This is a genomic window from Variovorax sp. KBS0712 (genome assembly GCF_006323185.2).
In the GTDB taxonomy this organism is placed as follows: domain Bacteria; phylum Pseudomonadota; class Gammaproteobacteria; order Burkholderiales; family Burkholderiaceae_C; genus Variovorax; species Variovorax boronicumulans.
The window spans coordinates 2822677-2838563 of sequence record NZ_VCCD02000001.1; the positions used below are offsets into that span (position 1 = coordinate 2822677).

Annotated in this window: 16 protein-coding genes; 3 read left to right on the forward strand and 13 right to left on the reverse strand. The window is 68.1% G+C overall.

Annotated elements, in window-relative coordinates:
• Positions 1-49: 49 nt before the first annotated feature.
• The 9 genes from glnA to FFI97_RS13140 all read right to left on the reverse strand — a co-directional run bounded on the left by glnA (position 50) and on the right by FFI97_RS13140 (position 10488).
• Positions 50-1465: a type I glutamate--ammonia ligase gene (glnA, locus tag FFI97_RS13100; RefSeq protein ID WP_062470904.1), complete on the reverse strand. Its 1416-nt coding sequence runs from the start codon at positions 1463-1465 to the stop codon at positions 50-52.
• A 147-nt stretch (positions 1466-1612) separates the two neighbouring features.
• A complete protein-coding gene (locus FFI97_RS13105; protein WP_167394999.1) occupies positions 1613-2413 on the reverse strand; it encodes a competence/damage-inducible protein A in 801 nt (266 codons plus the stop codon).
• On the reverse strand, positions 2410-3312 hold the full coding sequence (locus tag FFI97_RS13110; protein ID WP_139703609.1) for an EI24 domain-containing protein: 903 nt from the start codon (positions 3310-3312) through the stop codon (positions 2410-2412). The genes FFI97_RS13105 and FFI97_RS13110 overlap by 4 nt, the downstream gene beginning before the upstream one ends.
• A 56-nt stretch (positions 3313-3368) precedes the next feature.
• Positions 3369-4343 (reverse strand): sterol desaturase family protein, encoded by a 975-nt coding sequence (locus FFI97_RS13115; RefSeq protein ID WP_139703607.1) that lies wholly within the window; start codon positions 4341-4343, stop codon positions 3369-3371.
• A 16-nt stretch (positions 4344-4359) separates the two neighbouring features.
• Positions 4360-5190: a polysaccharide deacetylase family protein gene (locus FFI97_RS13120; RefSeq protein ID WP_139703606.1), complete on the reverse strand. Its 831-nt coding sequence runs from the start codon at positions 5188-5190 to the stop codon at positions 4360-4362.
• Positions 5174-6187: a YncE family protein gene (locus tag FFI97_RS13125; RefSeq protein ID WP_139703604.1), complete on the reverse strand. Its 1014-nt coding sequence runs from the start codon at positions 6185-6187 to the stop codon at positions 5174-5176. The genes FFI97_RS13120 and FFI97_RS13125 overlap by 17 nt, the downstream gene beginning before the upstream one ends.
• Before the next feature lie 105 nt (positions 6188-6292).
• Positions 6293-7033 (reverse strand): pseudouridine synthase, encoded by a 741-nt coding sequence (locus tag FFI97_RS13130; RefSeq protein WP_139703602.1) that lies wholly within the window; start codon positions 7031-7033, stop codon positions 6293-6295.
• 61 nt (positions 7034-7094) lie between these two features.
• Complete coding sequence (gene ggt / locus FFI97_RS13135) at positions 7095-8831, reverse strand: gamma-glutamyltransferase (protein WP_139703601.1); 1737 nt, start codon at positions 8829-8831, stop codon at positions 7095-7097.
• Positions 8832-8892: 61 nt separating this feature from the next.
• Entirely contained in the window at positions 8893-10488 is a 1596-nt protein-coding gene (locus FFI97_RS13140) for a methyltransferase regulatory domain-containing protein (RefSeq protein WP_139703599.1), read from the reverse strand.
• A 145-nt stretch (positions 10489-10633) separates the two neighbouring features.
• On the opposite strand from FFI97_RS13140, the gene FFI97_RS13145 reads away from it, so the two are divergent.
• Entirely contained in the window at positions 10634-10840 is a 207-nt protein-coding gene (locus tag FFI97_RS13145; RefSeq protein WP_062470893.1) for a hypothetical protein, read from the forward strand.
• 62 nt (positions 10841-10902) lie between these two features.
• On the opposite strand, the gene FFI97_RS13150 is transcribed toward FFI97_RS13145, so the two are convergent.
• Both FFI97_RS13150 and FFI97_RS13155 read right to left on the reverse strand, forming a co-directional pair.
• Positions 10903-11265, reverse strand: a complete 363-nt coding sequence (locus FFI97_RS13150; protein ID WP_095744465.1) for a hypothetical protein — start codon at positions 11263-11265, stop codon at positions 10903-10905.
• A 138-nt stretch (positions 11266-11403) separates the two neighbouring features.
• Positions 11404-11961 carry an ureidoglycolate lyase gene (locus FFI97_RS13155; RefSeq protein ID WP_062470974.1) on the reverse strand — a complete coding sequence of 186 codons (558 nt, stop codon included), beginning with the start codon at positions 11959-11961 and terminating at the stop codon, positions 11404-11406.
• Between the two features lie 185 nt (positions 11962-12146).
• On the opposite strand from FFI97_RS13155, the gene FFI97_RS13160 reads away from it, so the two are divergent.
• Together FFI97_RS13160 and FFI97_RS13165 are read left to right on the forward strand one after the other, a co-directional pair.
• Positions 12147-13472, forward strand: coding sequence for an MFS transporter (locus FFI97_RS13160; RefSeq protein WP_095950005.1), 1326 nt, complete (start codon positions 12147-12149; stop codon positions 13470-13472).
• A 74-nt stretch (positions 13473-13546) separates the two neighbouring features.
• A complete protein-coding gene (locus tag FFI97_RS13165) occupies positions 13547-14263 on the forward strand; it encodes a FadR/GntR family transcriptional regulator (RefSeq protein WP_139703597.1) in 717 nt (238 codons plus the stop codon).
• A 4-nt stretch (positions 14264-14267) separates the two neighbouring features.
• Here the strand turns inward: FFI97_RS13165 and FFI97_RS13170 are convergent, their stop codons facing one another.
• Together FFI97_RS13170 and FFI97_RS13175 are read right to left on the reverse strand one after the other, a co-directional pair.
• Positions 14268-14585 carry an antibiotic biosynthesis monooxygenase family protein gene (locus FFI97_RS13170; protein ID WP_139703595.1) on the reverse strand — a complete coding sequence of 106 codons (318 nt, stop codon included), beginning with the start codon at positions 14583-14585 and terminating at the stop codon, positions 14268-14270.
• The gene (locus FFI97_RS13175; protein ID WP_139703593.1) at positions 14582-15535 is read right to left on the reverse strand and encodes an alpha/beta fold hydrolase; all 954 of its coding nucleotides are present in this window, start codon (positions 15533-15535) and stop codon (positions 14582-14584) included. The genes FFI97_RS13170 and FFI97_RS13175 overlap by 4 nt, the downstream gene beginning before the upstream one ends.
• Between the last annotated feature and the right edge of the window lie 352 nt (positions 15536-15887).

The window sequence follows — 15887 nt, forward strand, 5'->3', positions numbered from 1 at the left end:
GGGGGTTGGCGAAGCGACACGAAGTGCGCGCAGCCTGGGGGCGAGCCGCTTACAGCGAGTAGTACATGTCGAACTCGACGGGGTGCGTCGCCATGCGGAAGCGCGTGACTTCCTGCATCTTGAGGTCGATGTACGCGTCGATGTACGAGTCGGTGAACACGCCGCCCTTGGTCAGGAACGCACGGTCCTTGTCCAGGTGCTCCAGGGCCTGGTCCAGGCTGTGGCAGACGGTCGGGATCAGCGCGTCTTCTTCCGGCGGCAGGTGGTACAGGTCCTTGCTGGCGGCTTCGCCCGGATGGATCTTGTTTTCCACGCCGTCCAGGCCGGCCATCAGCAGCGCGGCAAAGCCCAGGTACGGGTTCATCAGCGGATCGGGGAAGCGCGCTTCGACGCGGCGGCCCTTCGGGTTGGCCACGAACGGGATGCGGATCGAGGCCGAGCGGTTCTTGGCCGAGTAGGCCAGCTTCACCGGGGCTTCGAAGCCGGGCACCAGGCGCTTGTAGCTGTTGGTGCCGGGGTTCGTGATGGCGTTCAGGGCACGGGCGTGCTTGATGATGCCGCCGATGTAGTGCAGCGCGAAGTCCGACAGGCCTGCGTAGCCGTCGCCGGCGAACAGGTTCTTGCCGTCCTTCCAGACCGACTGGTGCACGTGCATGCCGGAGCCGTTGTCGCCGACGATGGGCTTGGGCATGAAGGTGGCGGTCTTGCCGTAGGCGTGGGCCACGTTGTGGATCACGTACTTCTGCAGCTGGACCCAGTCGGCGCGCTGCACCAGCGTGCTGAAGCGGGTGCCGATCTCGAGCTGGCCGGCGTTGGCCACTTCGTGGTGATGCACTTCGACCGGGATGCCCAGCGATTCGAGCACCAGGCTCATTTCCGAGCGCATGTCCTGGAAGCTGTCGACCGGGGGCACCGGGAAGTAGCCGCCCTTGACTGCGGGACGGTGGCCGCTGTTGCCGTGCTCGAACTCCTTGTCGGTGTTCCACGAGGCTTCTTCGGACTCGATCTTCACGAAGCAGCCCGACATGTCGTTCTTCCAGCGCACGCCGTCGAACACGAAGAATTCGGGTTCCGGACCGAAGTAGGCGGTGTCGCCCAGGCCGGAAGCCTTCATGTACGCCTCGGCGCGCTTGGCGAGCGAACGCGGGTCGCGCTCGTAGGCCTTGCCGTCGGCCGGGTCGATCACGTCGCAGGTCAGGATCAGCGTCGTTTCTTCGAAGAAGGGGTCGATGTTGGCGGTGTTCGGGTCGGGCATGAGCTGCATGTCCGAGGCTTCGATGCCCTTCCAACCGGCGATGGACGAACCGTCGAACGCGTGGCCCGAGGTGAATTTGTCTTCATCGAAGTGCGACACAGGCACGGTGACGTGCTGTTCCTTGCCGCGGGTGTCGGTGAAGCGCAAGTCGACGAACTTGACCTCGTTTTCCTTGACGAGCTTGAGTACATCGGCGACGGTCTTTGCCATCAGTTTCTCCTGAGTTGGATGGTGGTTAGGAATACAGGGACGGGAGGATGCAGTTTCTGTGCCATTGTCACCCCGCCGGATGAGGCCCAGGTGACGGCCCAGGGGCTGCCGGAAAAGGAAAATATCCCCAAATTGGTGCAATGCAGATTAACGCACCAATTCAGGGCCAAGCTTCGCATCGAAAGTGTGCAGACCTTCGATGAGCTGGCCATAGGCGGCATCGAGCTTTGCGGGGTCGCCCTTGACGCCCAGCTCGATGTGGCGCCCGTACTGGGGGTGATCCACGCTGGGAAGGCTGAACACCTTGATGCCGGCGTGGGCCTGCTCGATGGCCTGCATCAGCGGCGTGAGGGTGGCTTCCATCGCACCGAAAACGATCACGGACTTCTCGGCGATGGCGTTGCGGGTGAACAGATCGGCATAGCGGCTGTCGAGCACCGACTCGATCATCGGCCAGGCCATGACCGGAAAGCCCGGCACGAAATGCACGTGCTCGACACTGAATCCCGGGATCTTGTTGTACGGGTTGCGGATGATCGACGCGCCCTGCGGAAACACGCCCATGTTCAGGCGGTGGATGTTGTCGGGCCGGTCGGGTTCGTAGGGCACGCCCTGCTCCAGGGCCGTGTCCTGCATGCGCTCGCGGATCAGCGCCTCGGCCTCGGGGTGCAGCGCCAGCGGCACGCGCAGGGCCTGGGCGGCGCACTGGCGGGTGTGGTCGTCGGGCGTGGCGCCGATGCCGCCGGTCGAGAACACGATGTCGCCCGAGGCGAAGGCGCGCATGAGGGCCGCGGTGATCCGCGTGGGCTCGTCGCCCACGTATTCGGCCCAGCCCAGCTGGAGGCCGCGCGCGGCCAGCAGCTCGATGACCTTGGCCATGTGCTTGTCGGCCCGCTTACCGGAAAGGATCTCGTCGCCGACGACGATGAGACCGAATGCGCGTGTCATGGAGAACTCCATTGAGAAAGAGCGGCCTTGTTGGCCTCGGTGGCTTCGGCCGCCTCGAGCGTCTGCTGCGCGTCGCCGCTGCCAGCCGCGGGCTGCTGCGCCGCGCGCTGGGCGCGCAACTGGGTCAGGGCGTCGAGGCAGTAGTGCGCGAACCAGAGCGCAGAAAAGGCGAAGACCAGCGTGTAGATCCAGATGGCGATCGGCACCAGCACGAAGAAGGCGGCAGCGAACAGCAGGCCCGAGGCCCAGACGATGCTCGGCGCAGCGCCCAGGTAGCCGCACAGCACGCCGATGCACAGCAGCGGCAACCGGTGGGCGCGCAGCAACGCGGCGCGTTCCTCGGGGCTGGCGTGCTCGGCCAGCGCGTCGAAGCTCATCACGCGGTAGGTCAGCCAGCCCCAGATCAGCGGCGGCAGGATCAGCACCAGCGGCGGAATGAGCCACAGCGGCATCGACACCACCAGCGCGATCAGCGCCAGCACGGTGGCGCCGAGCGAGCGCAGCACGCTGCCGAAGAAGGAGGCGCCCTTCTTCTGCTCGAGCGTCGGAAAGCGCCGTTCGGCCACGAGCTTGGTGAGTGCCGGCGCCATGAAGCCGGCCACGATGAGCAGCGACAGCACCACGATCAGCGGCGTGACGCCGAACACCACCACCAGCGGCGCCAGCGCGGCCGTGACGTCGCTGGAGAAGAGGCGCCCGATCCAGGCCCAGAAGCTGGACAGCAGCGGCCAGGCGTCGAGGGCCTCGCGCGTCCAGGCGACGGCCGCGTCCCAGTAGAAGTAGCCGAGCCCCGCGGCCAGCAGCACCATGAGCGCCAGCGGCAGGAGCGACAGCACGATCACGCGCGGGAGCATGCAATAGGCCACCGCGCGCCAGAAGGAGTCGAGGAGCAGGCGCATGAGGTTCGAGGATAGCGCAAGGCCCCGGCCCGCCCGCTGCCGGGCCTGCGGGCGGATCAGGCGCGGCCGAACAGCCGCTTCAGCCCCAGCCACTGCTGCGACCAGAAGCCCTGGCCGTAGTCGCGCGGCCGGCCGTCGGCGCCGGGCTCGACCTGGTCGCGGATGCCGGTCGGGTCGTAGCGGTTTTCGAAGTTGGCGGTGCGAAAGAGCATGTCCCACCAGGGCAGCAGCACGCCGAAGTTGTGGCCGCCGAGCGTGCTCCGGCCGTGCGACTCGTGGCCCAGCCCGATGCTGTGGTGCAGCCGGTGAAAGCGCGGGCTGACCCACAGCCGCTCGCCGATGGCGCCGAAGCTCAGCCGCAGGTTGGCGTGCTGCAGGCTTTCGCTGAGCTGGGTGAAGGCCACGACGGCGATGAACTGGCCCGGCGCCACGCCGATCAGCTGCGCCACGATGACGATGAGCGTGTCGTGGATGACGTCGTCCAGCAGGTGGTTGCGGTCGTCGCTCCACATCGTCATCTGGCGCTGCGAGTGGTGCAGCGAATGCAGGCTCCACCACCAGTTGAACTGGTGCTGGCCGCGGTGGATCCAGTAGCCGACGAAGTCGAGCACCACGAGGTAGATGGCAAAAGCCACCCACGGCACGTCGGTCACGCCGGGCCAGGCCTCGTCCAGGTGGAAGGTGCCCCACCCCGCCATGCGCAGGCTGCCGAGCAGGTCGTCGAACAGCGGCTGCAGCGTGAAGAACAGCGCCAGCCGGAACAGGCCCAGCCGGTGGATCAGCGTGTAGAGCACGTCGATGCGGATCGCGCGGCGGTCGGTCACGGCCTCGACCGCGCGCCAGCGCTGCAACGGGCCGATCACGGCCAGCAGCACCAGGATCTGGATCACGCCGACCAGCAGCCAGCCGGTGGCGTCGAAGGCGTCCTCGGCCCAGCCGCCCAGGCCGATGGCGTACACCAGCGGCTGCACGGCGGTCTCGAAGAGCCAGCCCTGCATGGCGGAAAAAACGTCGGTCAACCAGTCGATCACGGCGAAAACTCAGGAATCAAGGGTGGGAGGCGATCCAGGCGCGGTAGTCCGGATGCTGGCGCAGGGTGCGAAAGCAGAAGCCCTTGGCCTTCAGGCCGACGATGAGCGGCTCGAGGTTGGCGGGCGCCCACGGGTCCTTGCGCGACCAGATGCCCAGGTGCGCCAGCAGGATGTCGCCGGGGCGGATGCCCGCGAGCGCCTGGGCCAGCAGCTTCTGGTTGCTGAACGTTTCGCTCGGCAGCTCATCGCCCAGGAAGCCGGCGGGCGACCAGCCCACGTGCGCGTAGCCGCAGTCCCTGGCGGCCGCCAGCAGCGCGGGCGAGGTCTTGCCGCCCGGCGCGCGGTACAGCGGCAGCGGCTTCTTGCCGGTGATGGCGGCCAGCCGGTCGGACGACTTGCGGATGTCGGCGCAGTACTGGGCCGCGTTCCAGACCGATTCCTTGCCGGTCTGCGGGCCGGCCGACGGCTTGATGCGAAAGCTCGGCGGCGTGCCTTTGACGTCACCGCGCCAGTAGGCGTGGTCGTAGGTGTGCGAGCCGAACTCGTGGCCCTCGGCCGCCCTCGCCTTCCACCACGACGCCCAGTGGTCGTCCAGGCTGTCGCCGTCGGTCTGGGTGCGCTCGGCGGCGGCAAAGAAGGTGACGCGCACGTCCTGGCGCTTGAGCACGTCGGCCACCAGCGGGGCGATGCCCATGTGGCCGGTGTCCAGCGTCAGGTAGACCGGCTTGTCGCAGGCGGCGGCGTCCTGCGCCCCCGCCGCCGGCACGGTGGCGCAGGCCAGCGCCGCGACGGCGAAGGCCACCCCGGCGGTGCGCACACCGCGCACGCGCTCAGATGCGCTTGGCATGGTCGAGGGTCCAGACGCCGTGCGGCGAGCGGCCGACGTTGATCTGCCGCACGACCTTCTGGCTCGCGAGATCGACCACCGTGAGCTTCTTGGCCCAGCGCGAGGTCACGTACAGCGTCTTGCCGTCGGCCGACACGTCCATGCAGTCGGGGCCGCCGGGCACGTTGTAGTTGGCAACAACCTTCAGCGTGGTCAGGTCGATGCGGCTGATGGTGTTGGCGACCCGGTTGCTCACGAACACGGTCTTGCCGTCGCCGGCCGAGCGGAAGGCGTGGGCGCCCTTGCCGGTGGGGATCTTGCCGACCAGCTTGGGCTGGGCGCCGGCCACGTCGAACACCTGCACGCCGTCGCTGCCGGTGAGGCCCACGAGCAGCGTCTTGTCGTTGTGGGCGCCGAAGATGTCGGCCGGCATGGCGCCGGTGGCCAGGCGCCAGCGGATGGTCTGCGTCGGCAGGTCGACCGCGATCAGCTCGTCGCTGTCCTGCATGGTGACGTAGGCCACCGTGCTGGTGTTGTCGATCCAGATGTGGCTGGGCGTCTTGCCGGTGGCGATGCGCTTGACCAGCTTCAGGTCCTTGCCGTCCCAGCGGTACACGTCGACGTGGTTCAGGCGGTTGGCCGCCGTGACGAACCACTTCATGTCGCGCGAGAACTGCAGCTGGTAGGGATCGATGATGCCGTACACCACGCGCTGCACCTCGGCCGTGCGCGGGTCCAGGAAGGTGAGCGAATCGCCCGCCGAATTGGCCACGATGACCGACTTCTCGTCGGGTGTCATGTAGATGTGGTGCGGCTCCTTGCCGGTGGGAATGCGCTGCTTCTCGGTCCAGTCGACCGGGTTGATCACGCTCACGCTGGCGTCCAGCGAATTGAGCACAAAAACCGGTGGAGGGGCCGGCGGCGCCGCCGCGGCGGGGAGGGTCACCAGGGCTGTCAGGCACAGGCAGGACAGCAGGAAGGCCGCGATGCGGCCGTTCGGGCGGGCAGGGAGTCGCAAGGGAAGGTTCCGGGAGAGGGTTAACAATCTTAACGGTCGAACCCGACGAAAAGCTGACCGCGGGCGCCCCCTCACCCGCTGTTTAGCCCGGCGCCTTGACCTATGTCACGCGGCGCGAGGCACGGGCGCCCGCAGCTGGGCCACCTGCTCGGCCGTGAGCCAGCGCCATTGCCCCGGCGCCAGGTCGTCCGGCAGCGCCAGGCCGCCGATGCGCGAGCGGTGCAGCCCTTCGACCCGGTTGCCGACCGCGGCCAGCATGCGCTTGACCTGGTGGTACTTGCCCTCGGTGAGCGTGAGCCGCAGGTGCAGCGGGCTGTCCGATTCGCAGGCCGCCGCGCGCACGGGCTTCGGGTCGTCGTCGAGCACCACGCCGGCCAGCAACTTGGCGATCTGCGTTTCGTCGATGGGGTGCTTGGCCGTCACCTCGTAGACCTTGGGCACATGGTGCTTGGGCGAACCCATCTTGTGGATGAACTGGCCGTCGTCGGTCAGCAGCAGCAGGCCGGTCGTGTCCTGGTCGAGCCGGCCGATGGCCTGCACGCCCTGCACCGCGCCCTTGTTGGGCCGCAGGCGCAGCGGCGACGGCAGCAGCGTGTAGATGCTCGGGTAGGTCGAGGGCTTCTGCGAGCACTCGGTGCCGGCCGGCTTGTGCAGCATCAGGTAGGCCTTCTCGTGGCAGGCCCACTCGGTGCCCTGCACGGTGAACCGCAGGCCTTCGGGATCGAGGTCGGCGAAGGGGTCGGTCACGGCCGCGCCGGCGATGCTCACGTGGCCTTGCTGGACCAGGCCCGCGCACACGCGGCGGGTGCCGAAGCCCTGGGTATAGAGGATGTCTTGCAGGTGCATGAGAAATGAAAAAAGCGGCCGTGCCGACAGGGGCACGACCGCCTTCAAGTGTGCCGCAGGTTCAGTAGCCCGCTGCCAGGCCCGTGTTGCGGCGCGGGTCGTTGGCGCCGTAGAAGCGATTCGCGCCCACCGGCTTGCCGCCCAGCGAGGGCGCGCCGACGATGATCGCCGCCAGGTGGTTGGCCGGCTGCGGCACGCCCAGGTTGTGACCCATGTCGGTCAGGATCTTGCGGGTGTCGGGGCTGATCGCGAAGGTTTCGACGTTGGTCACGTCGGGCAGCCACTGCTGGTGGAAGCGCGGCGCATCCACGGCCTCCTGCACGTTCATGCCGTAGTCGACCACGTTCAGGATGGTGTGCAGCACCGCCGTGATGATGCGGCTGCCGCCGGGCGTGCCGACCACGAACACCGGCTTGCCGTCCTTGGAGACGATGGTCGGGCTCATCGAGCTCAGCGGGCGCTTGCCCGGGGCGATGGCGTTGGCCTCGCCCTGCACCAGGCCGTACATGTTGGGCACGCCGATCTTGGAGGTGAAGTCGTCCATCTCGTTGTTCAGCAGCACGCCGGTCTTGTCGGCCGTGACCTTGGCGCCGAACCAGTCGTTCAGCGTGTAGGTGACCGAAACGGCATTGCCCCACTTGTCGGTGATCGAGTAGTGGGTGGTGTTGCTGCCTTCATGCGGCGCCACGCCGGGCTTGATGTCCTTGGAAACGCCGGCCTTCTTGGGGTCGATGGCGGCGCGGATCTTCGCGGCGTAGCCCTTGTCGAGCAGGCGATCGAGCGGGTTCTTCACGAAGTCGGGGTCGCCCAGGTAGCTGTTGCGGTCCACGTAGGCGTGGCGCATGGCTTCGATCTGGTAGTGCACCGACTCGGCCGAGCGAAAGCCCAGGTCCTTCAGCGGATAGCCCTCCAGGATGTTGAGCATCTCGCAGATGATCACGCCGCCCGAGCTCGGCGGGGGCGCCGACACCACGCGGTAGCCGCGGTAGTCGCACTCGACCGGCGCGAGTTCGCGCGTCTTGTACTGGTCGAGGTCGGCCTGCGTGATGATGCCCTTGCCGGCCTGGCTCGACGCCACGATCGCCTTGCCGACCCAGCCCTTGTAGAAGCCGTCGGTGCCCTTGGCGCTGATTTCGCGCAGCGTCTTGGCGAGGTCTTTCTGCACCAGCTTCTGGCCGACCGCGAAGGGCTCGCCCTTGTTCAGGAAGATGGCGCCGGAGACCGGGTCTTTCTTGAAGTCGTTGGTGGCGGTGAGCAGCATGTCGATGTCGCCCTGCTCCAGCGCGAAGCCCTTGTCGGCCAGCTGGACCGAGGGGGCAATGAGGTCGGCGCGCTTCATCGTGCCGTACTTTTCGCGCGCGTACTCCATGCCCGACACCGAGCCCGGCACGCCCACCGCGAGGTGGCCGTGGGTGCTCAGGCCCTTGACGACGTTGCCGTCCTTGTCGAGGTACATGTTGGCGGTGGCGGCCAGCGGGGCCTTCTCGCGGAAGTCGAGGAAGGTCTTGCGGCCGTCGGCCAGCTGCACGGTCATGAAGCCGCCGCCGCCCAGGTTGCCGGCGGCCGGGTACACCACGGCCAGCGCATAGCCCACGGCCACGGCCGCATCGACCGCGTTGCCGCCGCGCTTGAGCACGTCGACGCCGACCTTGCTGGCCAGGTGCTGCGCGCTCACGACCATGCCGTGTTCGGCCGCCACCGGCGCCTGCGACGCGGCCTGCGCGCCGCCGGCCGCCGCCAGGGTGAGCGCGGCCGCGACGGCGGCGCGCAGGGTGGGGGTCCACTTGAAGTGCTGCATGGAAAAGTCTCCTCTGTGCGTTGGATGAAGAATGAGGGAGGGGTGAACGGAAAGTGAGTCGTCAGGCCGTGAGCAGCGCCTTGCGCCGCAGGCTTTGCAGCGCCTGCGCGACCTGCTCCTGCGCGAAGGCGTGCAGCGCCGACGGGTCGGTCAGCGGCTGGTCGTCCTTGAGGAAGCGCAGGCGTTCGGCGCGCACCTCGTCGAGCAGGAAGGCGGCCAGCGCCTCGTGCGTGTGCGCCCCGTCGAGCAGCGGCAGCAGGCTGCGTTCGAGCACCGTGAGCGACACCGGCTCGTGCCACTGGTTGCAGAGCACGGCCGTCGCCTGCGACGCGGGCATGCCGGCCAGCGCACGGCGCACCGGCGCCAGCACCTGCGGCAACACGGACACCGAAGCAGCCGCCGACACCGGCGTGCGGCGGATGCGCAGCGCGCCGAGGATCAGCAGCTCTTCGAGCATGGCCAGCACGATGGGTTCGACGGCCGCGCGCGGCTCGCCGGCGAGCGTCACCACGGCGGCCAGCAAAGCCTCGGTCGACATCGAACACGGATAGCTCGCGTCGAGCGCCTGCGCCACCGCCTTGTGCGCCGGCAGCCGCAACGTGACCTTCAGCTCGCGCAGCGCAGTGCAGGGCTGCTCGCGAGCGTCGATGGTCAGCGCCTCACCACCGTCGACGCGGAAGATGCCGGCGAATTCGAGCGCGCGCAGGCGGGGCACCTCGAGCCGGTAGCGGATGTTCGCGGCATTGCCCTGCTTCACCAGCAGCGTCTGGCGGAAGGTGCGGTTGACGAGGAAGTCGAGGTACTGCTCCATCATCACCTGGCTGCCGCCGCACTCGCGCAGCAGCGGGTCGCGCACCTTCTCGCCGTAGTTCTGCACGAACATGGTCGAGGGCTCGGCGTCGCACAGGTAGGCCAGCCCGCGCGCTTCGGCACGCGCGACGAACTCCTTGAAATAGCAGGGTTCGTTGCAGGGCTCAAGGAACTCGTGCAGCAGGTAGTAGTTGCCGGAGTTGCGCACGATCGGCATCGTCTCTTCGAGCGTCTTGCGCAGCACGCTGTCGGGTCGGGCCGACTGCTCGAGGAACTCAAGCATGCCGCGCGCGTAGGAGAGCTTTTCTTCGGGCGTGTCGCGCGGGCCGCCGCGCAGGATCATCGCGTCGCGCACGATCTCGCGCGCCTTCCAGCCCGGGTACACGTTGTAGCTCACGTACACCACGCCATTGGGCGCCAGGTTCTCGGCGCACACGCGCAGGATGGCGTCCTGCACCGGCCCCGGCACCCAGCTGTAGACGCCGTGGCAGACGATGTAGTCGAACAGGCCGAACGAGGCGTCGATGTCGGCGATGTTGAAGGCCTTGAGCTCGATGTTCGACAGCCCCGCCTGGTCGAGCGCCGCGGCGCCCTGGGCCACCTGCACGCGCGACAGGTCGACCCCGACCGCGTGGGCTTGCGGGTGACGCGTCGCGAACGGAATCAGGTTGCCGCCGGCGGCGCAGCCCAACTCGAGCACGCGCGCCTTGTGCGGCGGCGGCGCCTCGAGCCCGAACAGGAAGGCCAGGGCTTCCAGGTGCTCCACGGCGGACTGGGGAAACGGGTGCGAGTCGTAGGGCACCGCATCGTAGTAACTGGTGAGCGTGGAAGTCAGAGAGTCCGGCACGAACGTCCTTTGGGGATCGGAAGGGGCTGCAGCAGTGCTCGCAGACTATAGCCCCGTGCCCTCGCAAAAAGAAGCCGGCGCGGGCCGACCCGCCCTGCCCTGGCCGCAGGCTCATGCGCTTGCACGACCTCTTTAGAATGGCCCGATGAACTGGCGCATCACACTGTTTCCCCTGGCTTTGGTCATTGCCGGCTGCTCGACGCCGCCCAACCAGATCGTTCCCTTCCGCGACGGTGTGCTGCGTGCCATGACCTACACCCAGGCCTCGGACTACTGCAGCGCCAAGAGCCAGGAGCCGAAGTGGCTCGGCAAGGCACCGGCCGAATCGGGCGTGCTGTTCCAGTGCCAGTAAGGCATCGCATCACGCAGGGCTGACGCCCGGCCGCACCGCTCAGGCGTCGATGACGATAAACGTCAGCGCGGGGAGTTCTGCCTGCAGTCCTCGGCGGTGCCCCGGCAGTCATCCTGGCGCGAGGGCGCGCCGGGGTCGTCCACGCGGGGCTTGTCCTCGCCGGCCCGCTTCGCGTCCGCCGGTGGCTTTTTCACCATGCCGGGGTCCCGGTCGGGCGGCGCGGGCTTCACCAGCCGCGGATGGCCATGGGGCGGCGGCTTCACGAGGAGTTCGGGGTCGGGCCCAGGTTGCGCTTGCGGCTTGACCGGCGGTGGCGGCGGCTTGTCGGCCGACTGCGCGGCAGCCGGCCCGGCGAGGAGCGCCGCGACGCTGATGACCCCGACAGCGAGGCTTCCGGCAAACATCGATTTCGTTGGATTGCGCATGGCGTTCACCCATGGCCCGAAGGTTTCACCGGGGCGTTCCCGGTGGTGTAGGCCTCTTTCGCCAATGGCCGCAAGTCGGCGTCGCGGTGCCTGCGACGCTGGCGCAGCCGCCGGGCGATGGCCGCAGGGATGGCGCGCTCAGCCCGCCAGGCTGACGCGCACCACGCACGCCGGCGGCACCAGAATCTCGTCGCAGTTCGGCCCGGCCCCGCCGCGGTCGATCACCACGAAGCTGGCCGGCTGCTGCGTGACCACCAGCGGGTGGTGCCAGACCCCGCGCGCGTAGTTCACGCCCTGCCGCCCGTCGGTGACGAAGGCGCGGATGTCTTCCACGCGCACCGTGTCGCCCGCCGGCGCCACCACCACGAGAAAGCGGCTGCCGTCCATCGGCACGAAGGCCTGGCTGCCCAGCGGGTGGCGCTCCAACATGCCCACCTGCAGCGGCAGCGCGTAGGGCTGCGTCTCGAAGATGTTCACCAGCACGCGGCTGTCGCCGGGGCCCGGGTCCACGCGCGCCAGGTCGTGAAAGCGCGTGGTCATGCCCGCGTTGATCGGCATCGACCGGGCGTGCGCGCTCTCGATGACGTCGCCGAACGCGGCGAACGCCTCGCGCGTCAGCGGCTGCGCGACGAGCGCGAGCGCCGCGGGCGTGCCCGGCGCCGGGGGCAGGAAGGTGGGGCTGGCAATCGTCAACAGAAACTCCTCGGCTTTTTGGTCCAACTGGTATTACCAGTATCCTTGCGATGCATCTACTCAGTCAATCTCCCGGCGTCAGGGAAATCGCTAGTGTCCAATGACGCATGAGGCCTTAAGGTCTCGGTCGCGTTAAATCATACCGGTAATACCAGTTAATCCACCCATCGACGCCTTCGAGGACCGCCATGTCAACCACCACCCTTCATGCGCCGCTGCAGCCGGCCACCACCTCTGCTGCAGCGGAGAACGCGCTCTACAAGAAAGTGGCATGGCGACTCATGCCGTTCCTGATGCTCTGCTACGTGGCCGCCTACCTGGACCGCGTGAACGTCGGCTTCGCCAAGCTGAACATGCTCAGTGACCTGCAGTTCAGCGAAGCCATGTACGGGCTGGGCGCGGGGCTGTTCTTCATCGGCTACTTCTTCTTCGAGGTGCCGAGCAACCTGCTGATGCACCGCATCGGCGCCAAGGCCACCATCTCGCGCATCATGATCACGTGGAGCCTGATCTCGGCCGCGATGATGTTCGTGACCACGCCCACGCAGTTCTACGTGCTGCGCTTCCTGCTCGGGGCGGCCGAGGCCGGCTTCTACCCGGGGATGATCCTGTACCTCACCTACTGGTTTCCCTCGCACCGCCGCGCCAAGATGGTGGCGGTCTTCATGTGCGCGATCCCGGTGTCGGGCGTGCTGGGCGGACCGCTGTCGGGCCTGATCATGGACGCCATGCACGGCATGGGCGGGCTGCGCGGCTGGCAGTGGCTGTTCCTCATCGAGGCACTGCCTTCGCTGGTGATCGGCCTGCTCGTCATCGTGTACCTGGACAACAGCATCCAGGCCGCACGCTGGCTCACCGCCGAAGAAAAGGCCGTGCTCGCGCGCAACATCGCCGCCGAGAACGCCACCAAGGGCGGCACCAGCCACATGACGCTGCGCGCGCTGTTCGCGGACCGCCGCATCGTGAAGATGGCGCTGATCTGCTTTTGCACGGTGATGGGCCAGTACGGCCTGACCTTCTGGCTGCCCACGCTGGTGCGCCAGTCGGGCGTGTCGGGCGCGCTGAACATCGGGCTGCTCACGGCCATTCCCTTTGCCGTGGCCATCGTCTCGATGCTGCTGGTGAGCCGCAGCTCCGACCGCATGCGCGAGCGCCGCTGGCACCTGATCGTGCCCTTCTGCTGCGGCGCGCTGGGCCTCACGCTGAGCGCGATCTTCAGCAACAACGTGTACCTCTCGCTGGCCGCATTGGCCCTGGCCGCGGGCGGCAGCCTGGCAACGTCGCCGCTGTTCTGGAGCCTGCCGACCGCCATTTTGTCGAGCGCGGGCGCGGCGGCGGGCATTGCGCTCATCAACTCCTTCGCCAACCTGGCGGGCTTCGTGAGCCCCTACATGATCGGCCTGATCAAGGACGCCACGAAGAGCACCGACATCGCCCTGTTCGTGCTGGCCGGCGTGCTGCTGTTCGGCGCCTTCCTCACCTGGACGGTGCCGGCCAAGCTGGTCAACAAGTAGGGAAGGCCCCGGGGTGCGGCCACAGTAAGATTTCCAGTTCCCGCCACTGCCGCACTTCGCACCGCAAACAGCCCATGCTCGCCTCCCCCGCCGTTGCCGCCACCGCCGCCCGACTGATCCAGCAGCGGATCGCGGACGGCACCTACGCGGCCGGCGGGCTGCTGCCCTCGCAGCGCGACCTGGCCGAGCAACTCGGCATCAGCCGCACCTCGCTGCGCGAGGCGCTGTCGACGCTGCAGGGCACGGGCCTGGTCATTCCGCGCCCCGGCAAGGGCATGTACGTGGCCGAAGACGGCGGACAACAGGCGCCGGCCGCCTCCCCGGCCTGGAAGTTCGCCACCTCGCATTCGCTGCAGGACGTTTATCAACTGCGCTTCGCGGTCGAGAACTTCACCGCGCGACTGGCCTGCCTGGTCATCGAGGCGGACGACCTGGCGGCGCTGCGCGCCAATGCACAGGCGATGCGCGCATGCATCGACGCCGGCGACTTCACGCAGGCCACGCAGCTCGACTTCGACTTCCACATGCAGATCATCGGCATCGCGGGCAACCAGGCCATCGCCGAGATCCTGCGCAACAGCGCCGAGGTCATGCAGGAGAGCCAGCGCCTGCCCTTCTACAAGCGCGGTGCGCGCCATGCCACCTACGACGAGCACATGGCGATCATCGAGGCGCTCGCGCAAGGCAACCCGGCGCTGGCGCAGCAGGCGATGACGCAGCACATCGTGCAGGCCGCGCAGCGCGCGGGCGTGCACTTTCCGACGGGGCTCGAGGCGGCTTCGGCGGCCTGACGCTTCAGGTCCACGTGTCGACGACGATGCGCAGCACCTCGACGCGCGCGGGCAGCTCGATCAGGAACTCCGCATCGCGCGGCAGGTGGTGCACTCCATTCGGGTCGCCGCCGGTGAACGCGCTCATCGCGGCCACGTCGGGCCAGTAGGAGGTCGTGACGAATTCGGTCTCGTTGACGCGGTCTTCGCGGAACAGCTGCACCGCGAGCGCCGTCTTGCGCAACGACGGAATGCCTTCAGCCAGCAGGTAGCGTTCGTAGGCCTCCGCGCGATCGGGCGTGACGCGGCCGCGCCAGATGCGCGCGATGGTGGCGACGCTCATACCGGCACGCCTTCGATCGTCCGGGTGGATGCAGACGCCGGCACCGGCAAGTGCCGCCCCAGGAAATCGCGCAGCGGCGGCAGCACCTCGGCCAGGTGCGTCTCGAGCAGCCAGTGCCCCCCGTCGTCGAACGCGTGGAACTGGGCGTCGGGCAAGTCGCGCAGGTAGGCACGGCCGGCCTCGATCGGCATGTAGCCGTCCTGCGGCCCCCAAAGGATCAGCGTGGGCGGGCGGTACGTGCGCAGGTAGTCCTGGTAGCGCGGAAACCACCGCAGGTTGTCCTTCAACCCCTTCATGAGACCGAGCGCAATGGCGCGCCGCGCGGGCGTGTCCATCAACGGCCAGTGAAGGCGCCAGAGATCGGGCGCGAGCCGCGGGGCCACGCGCGAGGACACCTCGCCGATGAACTCGTCGCGAAAGCCTTCTTCGCTCACGGCGCGCTCCAGCACCGCGAGATGGGCCTCGCTCGGGTCGTTCCAGTACGCCCGGATCGCCGCGTACTTCGGCCCCAGCGTGTCTTCGTAGATGTCGCCGTTCTGGATGATCAGCGCCGTCACCCGCCCGGCCCGCCGCATCGCATGGCGCAGCCCGATCTGCGAACCGTAGTCGTGCAGGTACAGCGCGTAGCGGCGCAGCGCGAGCGCGGCGGTGAAGCGGTCGAGGAAGTACGCGTAGCCATCGAAATCGAACACGAAGTTCTCCTCGGGCGTGCCGCTGTAGCCGAAGCCCGGGAAATCGGGCGCCACCACGCGCCAGCGGTCCGCCAGCGCCGGCATCAGCGCGCGGTACTGGAACGAAGAACACGGATAGCCGTGCAGCAACAACAGCACCGGGGCCCCCACCGGACCGGCCGCGCGATAGAAGACCTCGACGCCATCGATCTGCACCGTGCGGTGCGTGACGGCGGTCGTGCCGGCCGCGTCGTTCTTTCGGGGGTTCGCATTGGCCATCTCGGCTCCTTGAGACATGCAAAGAAACAGAGGTGTCTTTGTCGCCTCCGGCGCGGGGCCCGCATGTGGGAAAGGGCCGACCCTGGGTGTCGTCCAGGCCGCGCGCGCCCTGCGGCGGGCACGCTGCAGGGCGACATAGGCAACCTGGCCGGCCCGTCGGCCGATCGGCCTTGGCAGCACCGGCCGGACGGTCGCCCCGCGCCTGAACATGAAACTTTGGCTCACTGGCCGTCAAACCGCAGTCCAAAGCTTTCACTGCAGCGCGGTGCGCAGGACAATGGGGCGTTGATGGTGGTCGGGGCGCCGCCTCCGATCCTGTCGGCATCGCACTTTCAGGACTACACACGTCGCG